Here is a 19,196-nt window from a genome sequence, read left to right as displayed (position 1 = left end):
GATGCCGTTCGAACTGATCGTCGCCCTGCGCTACCTGCGGGAGGGGCGCGGGCAGACCTGGCTGATCCTGGCCGGGGTCGGCGTTGGCGTAGGGGTGATCATCTTCCTGTCCGCACTCATCGGCGGGCTGCAGGACAGCCTGATCGAGCGCACCCTCGGCACGCAGGCGCACGTCGTCGTGCGCCCGCGAGAGGAGGTCCCGCGCGTCCTCCCCGCCGGCACGGAGGTGGTGCGGGAGGCCCAGGTCGAGCGTCCGGCGCAACGGGTGCGGTCCATCGTGCAGTGGCAGCGGGCGCAAGCCGACATCGCCGGCATCCCCGGCGTCATCGCCACCGCGCCGAGCATTTCGGGGGCCGCCATCGCCGTCCGAGGCGACGGTGCCAACTCGGTGCTCGTTCGCGGGATCGACCCCGAGAGCTATCGCGGCATCGTCGACCTCGAGGGGTTCCTGGTGGAGGGTCGCCTGAAGATGGACGGTTTCGAGGCCGTCATCGGGACCGGGCTGGCCAAGGACCTTGGCCTTCAGGTCGGCGACCGCTTCCGGTTGCGCGCCGGGACGGAACGCGACGACGTCGGTCGCGTGGCGTACACCGTCACCGGGATCTTCGACATCGGCAACAAGGATCTCAACGCGCGCTGGGTGCTGGTGTCGCTGCGCGCCGCACAGACGCTGTTCGGGCTCGAGGGCGGGGTGTCAGCCATCGAGGTGAAGGGGGGAGAGATATACGACGCCGAGCGGCTCGCGGTCGAGATCGCGGGACGCACTGGACTAGTGGCCGACAGCTGGATGCGGGCCAACGCGCAGCTCCTCACCGGGCTGCGGTCGCAAAGCTCGTCGAGCATCATGATCCAGGTGTTCGTGATCCTTGCCGTCGCCCTGGGGATCGCCAGCGTCCTGGCCGTCTCGGTCGTGCAGAAGTCGCGCGAGATCGGGATCCTGCGCGCCACCGGCACGTCGCGGGAGCAGGTCCTGCGCATCTTCCTCATCGAGGGGACCATCGTCGGCTTGTTGGGGTCGGCGGTCGGCATCGCGCTCGGGATCGCGCTCGGCGCCTTCTTTTCGAGCCTCGCCACCAATCCCGATGGCTCACCGACCTTTCCGGTCTCGCTCGACGTCAGGCTCTACCTGCGGTCGGCGGCCCTCGCGATCGGCGTCGGGTGCGCGGCGGCCATCCTCCCCGCACGCCGCGCGGCGCGGATGGACCCCGCGCAGGTGATCCGGACCGGGTGAGTGCGCAGATGTCCACTCCCGTTGGAGCCGCGCACCCGCCCCTGCTTCAGCTGCACGGCGTCACCAAGGACTACGGGACGCGAGTAGTGACGCACGTGCTGCGTGGCATCGACCTGGTGGTCGAGCCCGGCGAGTTCCTGGCCCTCACCGGCCCGTCGGGGTCGGGGAAGACGACGTTGCTCAACCTCATCGGCTTGCTCGACCGTCCCACCGCCGGCCGCATCACCTTCCAGGGGTGGGACGTCGCCACGCTGGACGAAGGCGAGACCACCGCCCTGCGCGGGCGGGGGATCGGCTTCGTCTTCCAGTTCCATTACCTCCTCCCGGCCTTCACGGCGCAGGAGAACGTGATGCTCCCGCTGCTCGCCGATCGCGGACGTCGCGACGAGGAGATGGTGGGGCGCGCCCGCGACCTGCTGGGCGAGGTGGGGCTCGCCGATCGCGCGTCGTTCAAGGCCACCGACCTCTCCGGTGGCCAGCAGCAACGCGTGGCGCTCGCCCGATCGCTGGTGATGCGCCCCCCCCTCGTCCTTGCCGACGAGCCCACCGGGAACCTCGACAGTGAGTCGGGCGAGCAGGTCTTCCAGCTGCTGCGCGACTTCAATCGGCGCCATCACACCGCCTTCGTGATCGTCACGCACGACGACCGGCTGGCGGAGCGGTGCGACCGCATCGTGCACCTGGTCGACGGACAGGTGGATTCCGACCGGCGACGCGACGCGATGCGATAGCACCCCGGCCCCGCCCCCCGCACTCCTGCCCCTGGACGCGCTGCTCAGGCCGGCGCGCGCCTGGTCTCGCCGCCCCGTGCCGCGGTCTCGCACAGCGGCGCAAGGCGCGGCTCCGCTCCCAGCCAGTACAGCCCGTTGGCCATGATGCAGAAGCCCGTGACCGCGAACCAGACCATCGCGACGCCCACGAACGCGGTGAACGCGAGCCACCACGGGGAGTGGACCAGCGACAGAATCGAGGCGAGGGTGAGGTTGATCCCGACGGCGAGGTAGATGCGCCGTTCGAGGAACCAGCGATCGGTCTGCATGAAGTACGGCTGGCCGGGAGTCCAGCCGGGACGCGCGAGCATGGGGGTGAAGCCGAGCCTGACGAGGACGTTCCCGACGATGCAGAAGCCGGTGAGGGAAACGCCGATGGAGCTGAGGGCGGTGACGATCACGCCGACAACCCAGAGTGGGTGGACCAGCGCTGCCAGCGATGTCGAGAAGAGGAGGACCACGCCGGCGATGCACCAGACCGTGCGCTCGATGTACCAGCGGTGTGTCGGAACTACGTAGATCCCCGATCGTAGGGCCATGGCCGGTTCCTCCCGTCTGTGGGGTGCGGCGGCGGATGACGAACGCGTTCCCTATGATACGGGAAACGGATCATTGCGCCACAGGGCCCTTGCCATCCGGCCCCCGCCATCCGGCCCCCTCCCATGCATGGTCGCACCTTCCTGCAGGTCGCAGGTAGCTCGTTCTTCTGCTCCGCGTGCAGGCCGCGCGCAAGGACCCTCCAAGTGCCCGGCTGCACGCTCGTCCTGGAGGCGCCTCGCTCGCGCACCCGGCACGCCAGCGGGTGCCGTCCGCACCAGCGGCCACAGCTGCAACGCTACTTCATCCGCGACCGCAGGCGGATCGTCTCTCCGGCCACCATGAATGCACCCCGGCCACGGTGGTGCAGCGTGCGCGGCGCCTTGACGGCGGGATCGACCCACGCCTTCACCACCTCGAGCACGAAGAGACAGTATTTCCGCACCATGCCCGTGTCGGCCACGCGACATTCGAGGTTGGCGTAGCACTCCTCCACCAGGGGCGCCGCGACGAGGGACGCGGGTGCCGGGGTGAGCCCGTACCGGCGGAACTTGTCCACCCGCGCACCCGAGGAGTTGCCGCAGCGCACCACCTGGGGGGCGATCTCGACGGTCGGAATGCCGAGCACGCACTCGCGGGAGCGCTGCAGCATGGAGAACGAGCGGTTGCCGTCGCTGATGACGCACCCCACCAGTGGCGGCTCGAACTCGAGCATGGTGTGCCACGACATCGGCATCACGTTGTACCTGCCAGCATGGGCCGTGGTGACGAGCGTGACCGGCCCCGGCTCGAGAAGGGTGTAGACCCTGGCGAGGGGGAAGGATCTCCTTGGCATCGCTCGCTCGCTGGTGAGGGTGCGTCCTACATGACCCCGGCCTTCGCTCCACGCACGATGCGGTGCATCACGAGCGCCATGCGCTTGGCCTGCACCGGCAGCATCGCGAGGTCGGCCGTCTCGTTGGCCGTGTGTCCATCCTTGCCGCGCATCCCGATCCCGTCGATGATCGCCCTGGCGCGGCCGGCGACGAACGAGACGTCGGCGGCGCCGGCCCGGCGCGGATCGACGGCGGTTACCGCCCCCGCACCGATGTCACGGCTCGCCCGGTCGTAGATGGCCAGCAGCGCGCGATTCGCATCGCTCGGGGCGAGCGGGGGATAGCCATCGTCGAAGGTGAGGGTCGCCGAGGTGTGCGGGAGCGAGGCGGCGACGACCTGCTGCATCACCGCCTTGGCCTGCGCGTACTGCTCGGGGGTGAGCGCGCGGAGGTCGCCCGACGCGACGGCGTGCTCGGCGACCACGTTGTCCTTCCCGGCCGCGCTCCCCTTCGCGTTAGGCGCGTCGTACTGCACCGCCGTCCCGCCCAGGATCAGCCCGGGGTTGAAGGTGAGGTTGGGCTCCGCAGACAGGCGGCGGTAGAACTCGGTCAGGATGCGCGAGGCCTCGTAGATCGCCCCGGCCCCCACCTCGGGCTGGAAGATCTGCGACGAGTGTGCGGCGACCCCCTTCACCGCCAGCTCCCACGACGACGCGCCCCGGCGCGAGACGACGGCGTGCCCCGGTTCCCCGTCACCGTCCTCGAAGCCGATGGCGTAGTCGGCCCCTTCGGCCGCCGCCACCAGCGCCTCGCGCGCGAGCGCCAACGGTTCGCCGGCTCGCTCCTCGTCACCCGTCATCACGACGGTCACGTTCATGTGCTCGAGCATCCCGCGGGCAGCCAGCGCCTTGAGCACCAGCACGATGATCACGTCGCCCCCCTTCATGTCGCTGATTCCGGGGCCGCGTGCATGCGTGGCGTCGACGCGCTCGAAGCGCTGGAAGGGATGGTCGGGCTCGAAGACGGTGTCGAGATGCCCGATGAGGAGGAACTTCGGCCCCTTCCCCGGGTGCTCCGCCACCAGGTGGCCGGCACGCTGGAAGGGAGCCCCATCGACCCAGCGCGTGTGGAAGCCAAGGCGGTCGAACTCGGCGCGAAAGACGTCGCCCACCGCGCGGACTCCGGCGAGGTTCAGCGTCCCGCTGTTGATGTTGACGACGCGCTCGAGGAGGGCCAGTCCCTCCGTGTTGGCGGCATCGACGGCCGCGAGGAGGGCGCGCTCCTCGCGCGTGAGCGAGTCGGCGACGCTCGCCCGCGCCGGGGGTGCCGAGGCCGACGGAGACGACGCCAGCGCGAGCACGAGCACCCCCAGGGTGACGGGCGAGGCCAACCGGAACGGCGCGTACATCGGGTTCTCCTTGGTTCGTCGGCTTCAGGACTATCGACGGACTGACAGCGAAGGCGCGGCCCGCCTCGGTCGCGCCGGAACGATCAGGACTGCGGCTGGCGGACAGCTTCTCCCGCTCGTTCCGCCAGGGCCGCGATCAGCGACGGGATGAACCCCCCGAAGGCCCCGTTGCTCATCACGAGGATGAGGTCGTTGGCCCGCGCGCCGTCCGCCACCTGTCGCACGAGGACACTCACGTCCGCGTCGGCGCTGGCCGTGATCCCTCGGGCCGCGATCGCTCGAACGACGGCCGGCACGTCGAGCTGCTGGTCGACGGGGACCTTGTCGTGCGGCTCGGGGAGCCGGAGGGTCACCACGTCGGCCTCGTCGAACGACGCCGCGTACTCGGCCTGGTGGATGTTCCGTCGCGAGGTGTTGGACCGCGGCTCGAAGACGGCCCACAGCCGTCGCGTGGGATACCGCTGGCGGAGGGCGAGGATCGTCTCGCGCACGGCGGTCGGGTGGTGCGCGAAGTCGTCGATCACCAGCACGCCGCCGATGTCCGCACGCGGCTCCTGCCGCCGCTTGACCCCGCGGAACGTGGCGAACGCATGGGCGATGGCCGACGGGGCAAGCCCAAGCGAACGCGCCGCCGCATAGACGCCGGTGGCGTTCTCGAGGTTGTGGAAGCCGGACATCGGGAGGAACAGCTCCGCCGACTCGGCGTCGGGGGCGACGATGCGGAAGCGAGCGCCGTCCTCGCTGAAGCGGGCGTCGTGTCCGCGATAGTCGGCATCGCGATCCCACGCGTACGTCACCACGCGTGCCTTCGTGCTTGCCCGCGCGATCTCGACCGCACGCGGGTACGTCGCCGATACGCCCAGCCACCCCCCCGCGGGAAGCACCTCCCCGAGCCGGGAGAACGCCGACTCGTAATGCGCCATGTCGCGATAGATGTCGGCGTGATCGAACTCGACGCTGGTCAGGAGCGCGGTGCGCGGGCGGTAGTGCAGGAACTTGGGGCCCTTGTCCCAGTATGCCGTGTCGTACTCGTCGCCCTCGACGACCACGTGGGGCCCCGCGCCCAGACGGAAGTTGCCCCCGTAGTTCAGCGTCACCCCGCCGACCAGAAAGGTCGGGTCGAGCCCGGCATCGGCCAGGACGTGCCCCATCAGCGCCGAGGTGGTCGTCTTGCCATGCGTCCCCGCGATCACGACGCTGTGCCGGCTGGCCGCGATCAGCGCCCCGAACGCCGCCGGGAACGACATCTGGGGAATGCGGCGCTCGCGCACCGCCGTCGCCTCCGGGTTCACCCGCCGGATGACGTTCCCGATGATGACGAGGTCCGGACGGGCGCGGTCGAGGTTCGCGGGCGCATACGGTGTGTAGACCTCGATCCCCCACTCCCGCAGCATGTCGCTCATGGGAGGGTAGACGTTCTCGTCGCTGCCGGTGACCGTGTAGCCGGCCGCCTTGAGCATCCCCGCGAATGCCCCCATCCCCGTCCCGGCGACGCCGATCAGGTGGATGCGGCGTATCGCGCCCGGGGCGACGTCGGTCACGATCGCGCCGTCGTCGCTTGCACCTGCACCTGCACCTGCGGCATTGCCGCCGCCGGATTCGTTAGGTGATGTCACGTCTGCCGACACGGGGGATCACCCCCAGAAGATGTATGCCACGAAGATGGCCGCCACGACCCCTGCCAGGTCGGCGAGGAGTCCGAGGGCGACGGCGTTCCGGGTCTTTCGTACCCCGACCGCGCCGAAATAGAGCGCGAGGATGTAGAACGTCGTGTCGGTCGCCCCCTGGAAGGTCGACGAGAGGCGGCCGACGAAGGAATCGGCGCCGTAGGTCTTCATGGCGTCGACCATCATCCCCCGCGCCCCGCTCCCGCTCAGCGGTTTCATGAGCGCCGTGGGGAGGGCCGGCACGAGGTCGCTGCGGAGCCCCATCGCCTCGAGCACCCGGCTGAGCCCCTGCACCAGGAGGTCGAGCGTCCCCGAGGCGCGAAAGACACCGATGGCGACGAGGATCGCCACGAGATACGGGATGATCCGGATGGCGACGGTGAACCCCTCCTTTCCCCCCTCGATGAACGCCTCGTACGCGTTCACCTTGCGCAGCATCGCCATGACCAGGAACGACGAGATGACGCCGTAGAGGATGACGTTGGCCACGACGTTCGAGATGGCCTGCACCTGCTCCTGCGGGATTCCCGTGAAGTACCACGTCGTCGCCGCGACCAGCCCGGTGACGCCGACCAGGTACGCCATGATGACCCGGTCGAACAGGTTGATGCGCTGCACCGCCGCCGTCGCGACGAGGGCCACCAGCGTGGCGAAATACGTGGTGATGAGGATGGGGAGGAAGACGTCCGACGGGTTCGCCGCCCCCAATTCCGCCCGGTACACCATGATGCTGATCGGGATCACCGTCAGCCCCGAGGTGTTGAGGACCAGGAACATGATCTGGGCGTTGGTCGCCGTCTCCTTGTCCGGGTTCAGCTCCTGCAGCTCGTTCATCGCCTTGAGCCCCAGCGGCGTGGCCGCGTTGTCGAGCCCCAGCATGTTGGCGGCGAAGTTCATGATGATCGAGCCGATCGCCGGGTGATCCGACGGGATCTCGGGGAAGAGGCGCCGGAAGAAGGGGCGGACCACCGTGGCCATCGCCCCGATCGCCCCGCCCCGCTCTCCCACCTTCATCAGCCCCAGCCAGAGCGTCAGGACTCCCGTCAGCCCCAACGAGATCTCGAACCCGGTCTTGGCCGAGTCGAAGGTGGCCTGGACCATCGACGTGAAGACCGCCGTGTCGCCGAGGAAGACGAGCTTCACCGCCCCCACCACGAGGGCGATGAGGAAGAAGGCGAGCCAGATGTAGTTGAGCGTCATGGGAGCGATCCCGCCAGGAGCTCCACGAGCACCGGTACATGCTCGCGCATGAGCACCTCGGTCGCGGCGAGTGGGAATTCGTAGGTGATGACCGGCACCCCGTTCTCGCCGCCCCACGAGCCGAACGACCCCGGCGTCGGGTAGCCGACGTCGCGCACGAGCGGCATCCCCGTCCGCGCGGCGAGGCGCCTGCCCAGCGCACTGTCGTTGGCGTCGTCGATGCAGGCCAGCGGGGCGTGCAGCGCCACCACCGCGTCGGGCTGCAGCTCACCCACCAGCGAGAGGAGCGCCTGGACCTCCGGCTCCGACCCCGCATGCGTCCCCGTGGCGAGCATCACGTCGCTCGGATCCTCGATGGTCGATCGGCAGGTCACGGGGGCCGATTGCCAGTTGGACGTCGGGAAGTTGCGATTGAGGTCGACCCCGCGTGCGTTGCCGCGCGTTCCCCGGATGAGCCCATCGGGATTGGCCGCGAGGACGACGGCGGCGTGTTGCGGCTGCTCCGCCAGCTGCCGCAGGGCGCGCGAGAGCGCATAGGTCGTTTCCGGCTCCTCGCCATGGATCGCCGAGAAGACGAGGAGCTCGCAGCGATCACGAGGGCGCCAGACTTCGAGCGGAAGCCCGAGGACCGAGCGGCCGTAGGTGGACGGAGGCCAGGGGATGGTCCCCCACTCCGGTCGCGGGCGAAGCCTCACGCCGAACCGCCACCCCCCAGCGGCAGCATGCGGCGCCAGATCCCCGGGTGCCTCCGGAGGAAGTACACGCCCGCCAGGACGACGGCGAACGCGTTGGCCACCACGATCGACCACCACGGGAGGACGGCGCGCATCCCCGCGGTCAATATCCCGACGGCAACGATGGTCACGATGAATCCCGCGATGACCGTGAGCCCGGCGAGTCGCGCGTGCTCGGGACGGTGCTCCGCCATGGCGACGAGCCAGCTCACGACGACTCCGATTGCCAGCGACAGTACCAGATGCAACGCGTTGTACGCCGCCATCGCCGCGCCATCGGGCTGCATGGGCGTCTCGAGGACCGACGGGTCGCGCAATCCCCGGAAGACGGCCTTGCCCAGCAAGTCGAGCGTATACAGCGACCCCCTGGCGGCGAGCACGTCGAAGATGGCGTAGAACGCCGCCACGGCGACGTAGGCGATGACCCCGACCACGAGTCCGTCGCGCACAACACGAAATGATGGCGCCACACTGACCTCCTGCGCTGGAATCCGGCTGCACTTCGGGGCACGGGCGTCATGCCGTTCGCGGCATTGGGATGGACGGCTCCTCGCACACCCAGCCACCGCATGACGGACGCTGCGCCGAACGTACGCCTCGGCCCGAAACGGCGCCAGCTCGGTCGGTATCCGTTCCGCACGCGTCCCGCTCCGGCTTGCTCGTCAACGGTGCCCGCCCCCCCCGGAGCGCGGCGCGGGCGGACACCCCGGTTCGCTCACGTTCGCGACGAAGCGCGCGTGAATCTCGTCGAGATTGTCGAGCACCACGTCCTTGAGTCGCATGTCGGCGTCGGCGATCGCCGACCGGAGGAGCTCGGGGGTGAGGAGTCGCTGGAATTCCGTCGCCAGCGGGGCGTAGCTCAGGTGCCAGCGCTCCGGCGCGACTCCCCCGCGGTCCACGTCGAACGGCCGGAAGAAGCCGAGCGCCGTGCCCGACGCCATACGCGCGTCGAGCCACTCGTGCAGTGGGGCGAAGATCCCCCCGCCCTCCACCTCGCCCGGGACCAGCTGGATCTCGTAGCCGCCGGGGGTGGCCGCCGCATCAAAGACGTCGACGTCGGTCCCCCAGTGGTGCCGCGAGGCGCCGGGGAGCGCCGACCAGCGCAGGATCGCGAACGCCAGCTCGCGCGGCGTGAGGTTCGCGATGTCGATGGGACGTGCCGCGGAATCGAGGACGGCCAGCTCGCCCCCGACCTTCCGGTTCCAGATGGAGAGCTGGCGGTCGAACGCACGAAACCCGCTGAGGATGCGCAGGTCGAATCCGGCCTCGGCTGCAGCGGTCCGCAACGCCAGGAACGGGGCAAGCACCGCGAGGTGCACGCGCCCCCCTATCCCGGCTCCCGCGGCGTCGGAGCAGAGATGCGCATCGTGCTGGCCGACGAGCATCGAGACGGTTTCGGAAGACCGGGGCATGCGGGGCGGGATGCGTCCTTGGTGGGCGAACGCCGGACCGACGGGGCCACGACGCGGAAGCGCCAACGATACCCCGCCGCGCCGCCTTGCGCGACGACACGAGCGTGGCAGGCCCCCGCATCGTCGCACGTCATCAGTTGCCGTCGCGCACGATCAGGCGTGCCCGGTAGTCCTTCAGGGCAATCGGCTTGCGCGAATCGGTGGCCGGTGTCACGCGCAGGAGCTCGACCGTGACGCCCGCATCGGTCACGGACCTGGGTTCGATGAAGGAATGCAGGTCGACGACCTTCGAGGGGGCATCGCCCACCGTGATGGTGAAGCGAAGCGCCGCATCACCGGCCCACACGCAGAGGGCGTCGATGGGGCAGCGGGAGTCGGCGGTCACGGTGTCGAACCGGACGAAAACCGAGGGTGCGCCGACCGTTGCACGCTGCCCCACCGCGAGATCGAACTCCCGGTTGGTTGCGCCCTGCACCGACGGAAGGACGGGGGACGAGGCGGTGGAGGAGCTCCCGCAGGCCGCCGGCGCGGCCAACGCTGCCGCGAGGGCGAGCGAACGAACACGGACGAGCGGTGAACTCATGTGCGCTCCTGTGGAGGGGGTCGACCAGAAGACACGGGGCGCGGCGATGGCCCCTACCGCCCGTGCGGTGCGCGTGCCGCCGCCAGCTGCTCGACGTACTGCCGCAGCCGCGAACCCGCCGGGTCGAGTGCGGCGGCGGCCTCGAGATAGGGGAGCAGGTCGCCAGCGAGCGGGAGCGGGAGGCGCTTCCCGCGGTGCAGGGTGAACGTCGAGTCCCCCTCCACCACGAGCGCGGCCTGCTGTCCCCCGTAGGCGGCCGAGAGCCCCGCGTCGATCATGATCACCTTGCCGCCGAACCGCGGCAGGATCGTCCCGGGAGTCACGGTGTGACCGATCACGATGTGCTTCACGCCGAATCGCGCCAGCACGCTGTCCACGTGCGCGGCGAGCTCCGCTTCGCTTCCCGTGGCCAGCCCCCGATACCAGAGCGGTCCTTCGGGGTCTTCGGCGATGTTCCCTTCTGGCGGCGACACGTCGCCCCGCAGCGCCTCGCGCACGTGGGCATTGATGGCCGCCATCGTGGAATCGACGTACCTGGGGCCGATCCCGCCGTGCACGAAGAGGTAGTCGTCGATCTTCAGCACTGCCGGGTTGTTCCGGATCCACGACGCGTAGCGCCCGTTCCCCTCGAACGCCATGCGCTGCTCGACCCAGCCCAGCGGGTGCTCGGCGAACCATTGCGCCTTGTACGCCTTGTCCCCGCGCCGGGCGGAGTCGGACAGCACCTCCCAGGCGCGGCTTTGCAACTGGCGGGCACGCCCGCTCCGGAAGGCCGCGTACTCCCCCGGATGCACGTAGCGCAGGTCGCCCAGCATGTTCATCGCCTCGTGGTTCCCCACCAGCGCGTGCACCGCTCCCCCGGCCCCCTGCGCCTGAGGCGCGAGCGCCATGAGCAGCTCCATCACCTTGCGCGAATCGGGGCCGCGGTCCGGGACGTCACCCGTCTGCACCAGGTGCGTCCGGCCTCCGACCCAGCGCGTCTTGCCGTCGATCACCCCGGCCTGGCGCAGGATCGTCACGAACTGTCCATAGTCGCCGTGCACGTCGCCCACCGCGACGATGCGCGACACGCCGGCGACGCCCGCCTGGCCGACGACCGCAACGGGCCAGGCCAGTAGGGGCAGGAAAAGCGATTGCGACAGGAAGCGGAGCATGGGGGCGAGGTGGGCGTGCAGGGAGAATACCCCGCGAACACGGACTCGGCACTTCCCCGCCGCCGCGAGGGCGGCGTGCACGACGGCGGCGGGACCGGACGCGGAGGGGCGAAGGCCGGAGGGGTCGGTCATGCGGGCGCGAGTGCATGTGTCCGGACCAACCATATGCCCGGGGATGGTGCGGCGGAACGCACGGTGCAGGAAGAGGCGACGGGCGCTCGCCTCAGCGCTCGGCCACGACCTCCAGGTATTCGGAGGCGACCCTCGTCGTGCCATCCGTCGCCTCGTTGGCGTCGGACCAGAGGGAGACGAGGTCGGCGAACAGCTTCGCCCTTCCGCGGTCGTCCAGCGCCTCGAAGGTGCGGACGGTCGGGCCGTAGTAGTCGCGGAAGAGCTGCACCACGTCCGCCGGCGACACCGGGAACTCCAGGTAGATGGTGCGACGGGTGAGCGACAGGGAGCGCGATTCCGCCAGCCGCTCGCGCGCGGTGGCCTCGTCGCCCCAGAGCAGCGTGCTGGGAATCCCCGCCGGCGGCGGGACCATCGCCACGTGCGCCTTCAGCATGGCGCCGACGAAGCTCGCGGGCGTCCAGTTGGCCATGGCGATGCGTCCGGCGGGGCGCACGACACGCAGCAATTCCGCTGCGGCAAGTTGGGGTCGAGGGGCGAACATGGCGCCGAACATGGTGATCACGGTGTCGAAGGCGCCGTCGTCGTACGGGAGCGCCTCGGCGTTCCCCTCGTCGAAGCTGATGGCGAGACCCTCGTCCGCGACCCTCCCTCGCGCGATATCGAGGAGGTTGGGGGCGATGTCGACCCCGACGGTCACCGCGCCACGACGGGCGGCGGGGAGAGTCAGGTTCCCCGAGCCGCAGGCCACGTCGAGGACGCGCTCGCCGCGCGTGATGCCGAGCCGGCCCACGAAGTCGTCCGCGCCGCTGCGGTAGCCGGCGGCGATCCGCTCGAAGTCGCCGGCGACCCACGTCGCACGGTTGCGCCGGACGACCGGATCGGTCGCGGGCGCGAGGACCCGCACACTGCGGCGGTTGGCGCCGACGGCGCCGTGAGCGAGTGAAGTGGAAGGGGAGGTCATGGGAGTCGTTCGTTGGTCGTGGTGGATGGGCCGAGTTCCACGACAACGATTGCCCCGACGGGGGCGCGCGGGAATGACTCATCGTCCGGCTCCCTTCGCCGGACGTCCGGCGCTTCCCCTCCTGCCGGCGCTGGATGATGGGGGCGCGGGGGCGAGCGACGGCCCCGCCCCGCAGTGTCGCGTTAGGCGCCGACGTCGCCCGGGGAGGACGGGGACCGGCGCCGGCCACGGGGCCCGCGCCGCGTCATGCCTCAGGCGTCTTCGAGGTATACGAGGACGTGCCCCCGCTTCACCATGCGGCCGAGCGCCGGGAGGACCGTGGGACAGATGGCGCGCGGCCCAATGGAGGCGATGTACGCAAAGGCCTCGTCGGCGGTCATGGCGTCGCGATAGGCGCGCGGCGAGGTGAGGGCGTCGAAGACGTCGGCCGCCCCCACGATCCGTCCGCCGAGCGAGATGGCATCGCCGCGCAACCCGCGCGGATAGCCGCTCCCGTCGAGCCGTTCGTGATGGTGCGCCACGTAGTCCAGGACGGGGCCGAGATGGGTGAGCGGCGCGAGGATGTCCATGCCGATACGGACGTGCTCGCGGACGTGGGCGAACTCCTCGGGGGTCAGGTCCGACGGCTTGTCGAGGATGTCCTCGCGAATGCCGATCTTGCCCACGTCGTGGAGACGCCCCGCGAGGCGCACCTGCTCGATGCTGGCGTCGTCGAAGCCCAGTTCCGCGGCGATCGCGGCGGCGGCCGAGGCCACCCGGTGGGAGTGGCCGCGAAGGTACCGGCTCTTCGCCTCCATCGCGTTGATGAGCGACTGGGCGATGCGGGTGGAGAGCGCCTCGAGCAGCTGGAGCTCCTCCGCCGAGAACCGCAGCTCGACGGGGATGTCCGTCCCGGCAGGAGTGGCAAGGGGGTTCATCACGAATCGTTAGGCACGGGTCGGGATGCGCATTAGCGCATTCTCAGCGGACGCACTTCCTGTGTTGTGCGCCCTCAGTCACGACGCATGACGTGCACGCGCGCAACGTGCGGGCGCCCGCGATGGCGGGCGGGGCCGCGCGCGGCCACGCGCGTCACCCCGCGCGTCACCCGGAGAACGGCTGGTGCCGAGCGTGCGCCGCGAATCCGGGAGGAGGCGCCGGCCCCGCCGTGCCGTGGCACAAACTGCCTAACGCCTCATGGCGCCGCCGTCGCGTCACGCGACAGCGTGCAATCTGGCGACACCCCACGCCCCGCCCGCGCCCCCGCAGGCGCCGCGATCGGCACTTCTTTCCGGGGGGGGCCACCGGCCTGACACGCCACGGCGCGCCGGGGCCATCGCTCCCGCAGTCGACGACGCCCGGCCGGCGGAAGAACGCCGCGCCTGTCGGCGGCGCGCCGGCCACGATCCTCGCGATGGCGGCTAGTTCCGCGTCCCGCGCTTGAGGTCGAAGATCACCGAGCGGTGGCACGACGGACACAGGAACCATTCCCGGCGCCGGGCGTAGCCGAGCCCGAACGACCCGCCGCCGATGGAGCGCTTCGTCATCGCCACCGCGCACCGCGGGCAGGTGGCCCCCTCTCCCGCGGCCACCGCCCGCCGGAGCTCGCCCTCTTCCTGGCTCGTGTACTTCGCCGTCTCGCTCACGTCTCGTTCTCTCGTCTTCTCGTCTTCTCGTCTTCTCGTCTTCTCGTTCAGATCTCCACCACCACCTTGCCGAACTGCCGCCCCGACGCCAGGCGCGCATACGCCTCCGCCGCCCGGTCCATCGGGAAGGTCGCGTCGACCACCGCCCGGAGGCGCCCGGCCGCGAACTCGGCGGTCGCCGCGGCAAACTCGTCCTCGTTCCCCATGGTCGATCCCATGATCGTCCACTGGTTCCAGAACAGGCGCCGCACGTCGGTCTGCACCATCGGCCCGGACGTCCCCCCGCACGTCACCAGGCGCCCGCGCTTGCCGAGCGCGCCTAACGACTGCCCCCACGTCTTCTCCCCCACGCTGTCGATCACCACGTCGACGCCGCGCTTCCCGGTGCGCGCGCGCACCTCGCGCCCCACATCGACTCGCGCGTGGTTGAGGCATTCGTCGGCACCCAGCGCCCGCGCCCGCTCCAGCTTCTCGTCACTCCCCGACGTCACCCAGACCCGCGCCCCTCGCGCCTTGGCAATCTGCAGCGCCGCCAGCGCCACCCCGCCCCCGATCCCCCAGATCAGGACGTCATCCTCGGCGCGCACCTTCGCCTTGCTCACGATCATCCGCCACGCCGTCAGCGTCGCCAGCGGGAAGGCGGCGGCATCGGTGAACGGGATTCCCGGAGGAATCGCCACCACGTTGCTCTCGGGAATCACCAGCGCCTCGCAGATCGTCCCTGGAAAGTGCTCTCCCAGGATCCCGTAGTGCAGGCACAGCGGGGCGTCGCCGGTGAGGCAATATTCACACTTTCGGCAGGATAGTCCGGGGTTCAGTACGACATGGTCGCCGGGCTTCACCCGCGTCACCCCCGCGCCCACCGACTCGACAACCCCCGCCCCGTCGGATCCCACGATCCACGGCGGGGTGATGGTGATGTGCGGGAGCCCGCCGACCATGAAGAGGTCCAGGCGATTCAGGGCCGCCGCCTTCATCGAGACCAGGACATCGGTCGGGTTCCGAAGGCCCGGCCGGGGAAGGTCATGGCGAAGCTCCAGTTGCTCCAAGCCGCCGTGTGCAGATATCGTCAGCGCGCGCATCGGTCGAGCGATCGGGTTCAGCGGCCGGGTAGAGCGGCCAAGTTACGCGGCCGGATTGAGCGGCCGGGTTGAGCGGCCGGGTTGAGCGGCCGGGTTCAACGGCCGGGTTGAGCGGCCGGGTTCAACGGCCGGGTTGAGCGGCCGGGTTCAACGGCCGGGTTGAGTAGTCGGGGGTGAAGGCACCCGGTTAGATTGCGGCGTCACGACCGCCAGCCGCCGAACGTCTGGCGGGCGCCCCTCGTCGCCACCGAACCAGCCCGCAGGCACAGGAACATGCTCTCGATCAAAGTCCCCCCCCTCGGAGAATCCATCGTCGAAGCCACCATCTCCCGGTGGCTCAAGAAGGAAGGGGACCATGTGGCCTCGGGCGAGACGCTGGTCGAGCTCGAGACTGACAAGGTAACGGTCGAGGTTCCGGCGCTGAAAGCGGGCGTCCTGGTGCGTCGCGCCAAGGCGGAAGGCGATGTCGTGGCGGTCAACGACGTCCTGGGGGAGCTGGACGACACGATGGCCGTCGCCGCAGCTGCACCGTCGGCCGCTGCTCCGACCCCGGCGGCCGAGACGCTTCCTCCCGCTCCCACCCCAGCTGCCGTTGCAGCTCCGGCCCCCGCACACCCCGCCGAGGAGCCGAAAGCCTCGCCCGCCGCGCGCCGCCTGGCCACGGAAGAGGGGGTCAGCCTGGCCACGGTTGCCGGGACGGGGCGAGGCGGGGTGATCAGCAAGCCCGACGTGGTCGAGCACCTCGCGGCGGCCACGACGTCCACCCTCCCGGCCGTCGCCACCCCCGTGACGGCACCCGTGTCGTCCCCCGCCACCTCGCCCGCCCCGACCGCGCGGCCATCCGCGGCGACGCCCGCTCCCGCCCCCGCCGCGGCGAAGACCCCAGCGGCCGGCGCTGTGCGCGAGACGCGCGAGAAGATGTCGACGCGCCGCCGCCGCATCGCCGAACACCTCCTCGAGGCCCAGCACGCGACCGCCCATCTCACGACCTTCAACGAGATCGACCTCACCGCGGTCGAATCGCTTCGTGCGCGCATCAAGGAGCGCATCGAGAAGGAGCACGGCGTCCGGCTCTCGATGATGCCCTTCTTCGTGAAGGCCGCCTGCATCGCGCTCAAGCACTTCCCGGTGGTGAACGCCAAGGTCGACGGCGACCACATCCAGTACCACCACTACGTGAACATGGGGATCGCGGTGGCGTCGGATGCCGGGCTCGTCGTCCCGAACCTGAAGGACGCCGACCAGATGGGGATTCTCGACATCGCCCGCGCCATCGTGGCCACCGCCAAGAAGGCGCGCGATGGCAAGCTGACGATGGACGACCTCACCGGCGGGACGTTCACGATCACCAACGGCGGCGTCTTCGGCTCGCTCATCTCGACCCCCATCATCAACTTCCCCCAGGCGGGGATCCTCGGCCTCCACAAGGTGCAGGAGCGCCCCATGGTGGTGAACGGCGAGATCGTCCCCCGCCCGATGATGTACGTCGCCCTCTCGTACGACCACCGGATCATCGACGGGCAGCAGGCGGTGCTGTTCCTGGTGAAGCTGAAGGAGCTGATGGAGGATCCGGCGCTGATGGTGGTGGAGTAGGGCGGACGGGAGCCGGGAGGTGTGAGACGAGAATGCAGACGGCGCCGAGAGGCGCCGTTCGTCTTGCATCGGCGTGGACGAGGCAAAGCGGTCGCGAGCGCTGCGCGCGGCATCGCCGCGCGCACTCCCGTCCCCCGTCCCCCGTCTCCCGTCTCCCGACCGAGTAAACCCTTCGCCCCTCGGCGGCGTCCAAGTCAGTGGCGAGAGTGCCGAACGCGCCCGACACGACTGAAACTCTTCGACACGCGCCCCCGTAGGACACAGCAACAGGAGCTGCCCATGTCGACCACATTCGCCTTCACCCCGCTTCCACAGTCGCGCCTCGATGCGCGCCGGCAAGCTCCGCTCGGAGCACTGTCGGGGAACTGGCGCGGCGAGATGATCGTCGACGGTAGCGGAGAGAGCGTGCCGTTCACGCTCCTGCGCGACCAGTCGAGCGACGCCGCGGTCGCGGGCCGGTTCCTCTTCTTCGCCACACGCGACGTCGCGCCGACGGGGATGAAGCTCCTGGAGGCGTCCAACGCCGCCTTCGTCGCGCTCGTCGGGCCGTACTTCTGCCCGCGCGAGAACGCCGACGTGATGACCGTCTTCGAGGGAACCCGCACGGGCGACCGTATCGAGGGGTCGTTCTATACCCGCGTGCAGAACTGGCGCAACACGTTGCGCAGCGGGCGCTTCACCGCCACCAAGAGCGCACTCCACGCCGGGAGCGGGAACCGCGCTGCGTAGCACATACAGATTGGGGCACCGCAGGGGATCGCGGTGTGGGGAGCGGGTGTGGTCGCGATGAGCGGCCGCACCCGCTTAACTTTCGCCCCTCCCCTCCCTCCAACCAGCGCTTTCCAGATGGCGAACGATCTCGTGGCCACCGACGTCGTGGTGATCGGTGGCGGCCCCGGCGGCTACGTCGCCTCCATCCGCGCCGCCCAGCTCGGCCTGTCCACCGTCTGCGTCGAGATGGACAAGACGCTCGGCGGGACCTGCGTCAACGTGGGGTGCATCCCCAGCAAGGCGATGCTCCAGTCGTCGGAACACTACGAGTTCGCACGACTGCACGCTCACGAGCACGGCTTCCAGTTCGACGGCCTCCGTCTCGACCTCGCCCAGATGCTCAGGCGCAAGGACGAAGTCGTCAGCGCCAACACGCGCGGGGTCGAGTTCCTCTTCAAGAAGAACAAGGTCACCTGGGCCCGGGGGCGCGGCACGCTCAGGGCCGGCAACGTGGTGGATGTCGCGGCCGCCGACGGGAGCGTCACCAGCTACCAGGCGCGGCACGTCATCATCGCCACCGGCTCGGTCCCTTCCGCGCTCCCGTTCCTCGAGTTCGACGAGCGGCGCGTCCTCTCGAACGTCGGCGCCCTCTCCATTCCGGAGGTTCCCCGCCACCTGGTGGTGATCGGCGGGGGAGTCATCGGCCTCGAGCTCGGCTCGGTCTGGCGGCGTCTGGGGGCGAAGGTGACGGTCGTGGAGTTCATGCCCACGATCCTCCCGGGGAACGACGACGACATCACGAAGGAGGCCGACCGCATCTTCCGCCGCCAGGGACTCGACATCCGGACCGGCACGAAGGTGACCGGGGCGACGGTCGAGGCGACCCGCGTGCTCGTCAACATCGAGAAGGACGGCGCCACGGAGGTGCTCGACGCCGACTACGTCCTGGTCTCGGTGGGACGGCGCCCGGCGTTGCACGGCGTCGACGCGGCCGCGTTGGGGCTCAACCTCGGCCCGCGCGGCGAGGTGGTCGTCGACGACCGGATGCACACCAACCTCCCCAATGTCTACGCCATCGGTGACGTGGTGGGGGGCAAGCTCCTCGCCCACAAGGCGGAGGAAGAGGGCGTCGTGGCCGCCGAGGTGATCGCCGGGAAGCCGGCGCGCATGCACTACCACTCGATGCCCGGCGTCGTCTACACCTGGCCCGAGGTGGCAACGGTGGGGCTCACGGAGCAGGAAGTGAAGGCGTCTGGGCGTGCGTACAAGGTCGGGAAGTTCCCCTTCTCCGCCAACGGGCGGGCCCGCACGATGGGCGAGACCAACGGCTTCGTGAAGATGATCGCCGACGCCGAGACCGATGAGTTGCTCGGTTGCCACATGATCGGGGCCAACGTCTCGGACCTGCTCGCCGAGGTGGTGCTGGCCTTCGAGTATCGTGGGTCGTCGGAGGACATCGGGATCACCGTCCATTCGCACCCGACGCTGTCGGAAGTGACGAAGGAGGCGGCGCTGGCGGTGCTGGGGCGGGCGATACACATCTGACGTCAGAAGACGAGAAGACGAGAAGACGAGAGGACC

At 70.0% G+C, this 19,196-nt stretch carries 19 protein-coding genes; 5 read left to right on the top strand and 14 right to left on the bottom strand.

What is annotated here, in order from left to right:
* Position 1: 1 nt before the first annotated feature.
* Positions 2-1,231, top strand: a complete 1,230-nt coding sequence (locus tag ABS52_15105; GenBank protein ID ODT02167.1) for a hypothetical protein — start codon at positions 2-4, stop codon at positions 1,229-1,231.
* An 8-nt stretch (positions 1,232-1,239) separates the two neighbouring features.
* A complete protein-coding gene (locus ABS52_15100; protein ID ODT02180.1) occupies positions 1,240-1,962 on the top strand; it encodes an ABC transporter ATP-binding protein in 723 nt (240 codons plus the stop codon).
* Between the two features lie 44 nt (positions 1,963-2,006).
* Here the strand turns inward: ABS52_15100 and ABS52_15095 are convergent, their stop codons facing one another.
* From ABS52_15095 to ABS52_15030, 14 genes are all read right to left on the bottom strand, one after another.
* The gene (locus ABS52_15095) at positions 2,007-2,540 is read right to left on the bottom strand and encodes a hypothetical protein (protein ODT02166.1); all 534 of its coding nucleotides are present in this window, start codon (positions 2,538-2,540) and stop codon (positions 2,007-2,009) included.
* A gap of 296 nt (positions 2,541-2,836) precedes the next feature.
* Positions 2,837-3,373, bottom strand: a complete 537-nt coding sequence (locus tag ABS52_15090) for a flavin reductase (protein ID ODT02165.1) — start codon at positions 3,371-3,373, stop codon at positions 2,837-2,839.
* 26 nt (positions 3,374-3,399) lie between these two features.
* Positions 3,400-4,761 carry a peptidase M20 gene (locus ABS52_15085; GenBank protein ODT02164.1) on the bottom strand — a complete coding sequence of 454 codons (1,362 nt, stop codon included), beginning with the start codon at positions 4,759-4,761 and terminating at the stop codon, positions 3,400-3,402.
* Positions 4,762-4,844: 83 nt separating this feature from the next.
* Positions 4,845-6,239 (bottom strand): UDP-N-acetylmuramate dehydrogenase, encoded by a 1,395-nt coding sequence (locus tag ABS52_15080; GenBank protein ODT02179.1) that lies wholly within the window; start codon positions 6,237-6,239, stop codon positions 4,845-4,847.
* Between the two features lie 156 nt (positions 6,240-6,395).
* On the bottom strand, positions 6,396-7,628 hold the full coding sequence (locus ABS52_15075; protein ID ODT02163.1) for a hypothetical protein: 1,233 nt from the start codon (positions 7,626-7,628) through the stop codon (positions 6,396-6,398).
* Positions 7,625-8,323 carry a hypothetical protein gene (locus ABS52_15070; GenBank protein ID ODT02162.1) on the bottom strand — a complete coding sequence of 233 codons (699 nt, stop codon included), beginning with the start codon at positions 8,321-8,323 and terminating at the stop codon, positions 7,625-7,627. Before ABS52_15070 ends, ABS52_15075 begins: the two co-directional genes overlap by 4 nt.
* Positions 8,320-8,811: a hypothetical protein gene (locus ABS52_15065; GenBank protein ODT02161.1), complete on the bottom strand. Its 492-nt coding sequence runs from the start codon at positions 8,809-8,811 to the stop codon at positions 8,320-8,322. Before ABS52_15065 ends, ABS52_15070 begins: the two co-directional genes overlap by 4 nt.
* A 213-nt stretch (positions 8,812-9,024) precedes the next feature.
* Complete coding sequence (locus tag ABS52_15060; GenBank protein ODT02160.1) at positions 9,025-9,747, bottom strand: hypothetical protein; 723 nt, start codon at positions 9,745-9,747, stop codon at positions 9,025-9,027.
* Positions 9,748-9,907: 160 nt separating this feature from the next.
* Positions 9,908-10,309, bottom strand: a complete 402-nt coding sequence (locus tag ABS52_15055; GenBank protein ODT02159.1) for a hypothetical protein — start codon at positions 10,307-10,309, stop codon at positions 9,908-9,910.
* A gap of 101 nt (positions 10,310-10,410) precedes the next feature.
* Complete coding sequence (locus ABS52_15050) at positions 10,411-11,511, bottom strand: hypothetical protein (GenBank protein ODT02158.1); 1,101 nt, start codon at positions 11,509-11,511, stop codon at positions 10,411-10,413.
* A 223-nt stretch (positions 11,512-11,734) separates the two neighbouring features.
* Positions 11,735-12,547 (bottom strand): ubiquinone biosynthesis methyltransferase UbiE, encoded by an 813-nt coding sequence (locus ABS52_15045; protein ID ODT02157.1) that lies wholly within the window; start codon positions 12,545-12,547, stop codon positions 11,735-11,737.
* Positions 12,548-12,855: 308 nt separating this feature from the next.
* Complete coding sequence (locus tag ABS52_15040) at positions 12,856-13,521, bottom strand: hypothetical protein (protein ODT02156.1); 666 nt, start codon at positions 13,519-13,521, stop codon at positions 12,856-12,858.
* A 483-nt stretch (positions 13,522-14,004) separates the two neighbouring features.
* Complete coding sequence (locus ABS52_15035) at positions 14,005-14,229, bottom strand: hypothetical protein (GenBank protein ODT02155.1); 225 nt, start codon at positions 14,227-14,229, stop codon at positions 14,005-14,007.
* A gap of 47 nt (positions 14,230-14,276) precedes the next feature.
* The gene (locus ABS52_15030) at positions 14,277-15,311 is read right to left on the bottom strand and encodes a hypothetical protein (GenBank protein ODT02154.1); all 1,035 of its coding nucleotides are present in this window, start codon (positions 15,309-15,311) and stop codon (positions 14,277-14,279) included.
* A 273-nt stretch (positions 15,312-15,584) separates the two neighbouring features.
* Here ABS52_15030 and ABS52_15025 point away from each other — a divergent pair, with 273 nt between their 5' ends.
* The 3 genes from ABS52_15025 to ABS52_15015 all read left to right on the top strand — a co-directional run bounded on the left by ABS52_15025 (position 15,585) and on the right by ABS52_15015 (position 19,160).
* Positions 15,585-16,904 (top strand): dihydrolipoamide succinyltransferase, encoded by a 1,320-nt coding sequence (locus ABS52_15025; protein ODT02153.1) that lies wholly within the window; start codon positions 15,585-15,587, stop codon positions 16,902-16,904.
* Between the two features lie 279 nt (positions 16,905-17,183).
* A complete protein-coding gene (locus tag ABS52_15020; GenBank protein ODT02152.1) occupies positions 17,184-17,633 on the top strand; it encodes a hypothetical protein in 450 nt (149 codons plus the stop codon).
* Between the two features lie 117 nt (positions 17,634-17,750).
* The gene (locus ABS52_15015; protein ID ODT02151.1) at positions 17,751-19,160 is read left to right on the top strand and encodes a dihydrolipoyl dehydrogenase; all 1,410 of its coding nucleotides are present in this window, start codon (positions 17,751-17,753) and stop codon (positions 19,158-19,160) included.
* The last annotated feature ends 36 nt before the right edge of the window (positions 19,161-19,196 follow it).

The organism is Gemmatimonadetes bacterium SCN 70-22, assembly GCA_001724275.1.
Lineage (GTDB): Bacteria > Gemmatimonadota > Gemmatimonadetes > Gemmatimonadales > Gemmatimonadaceae > SCN-70-22.
The sequence above is the reverse complement of the archived record's forward strand: the minus strand, read 5'-3'. Positions and strand labels throughout refer to the sequence as shown.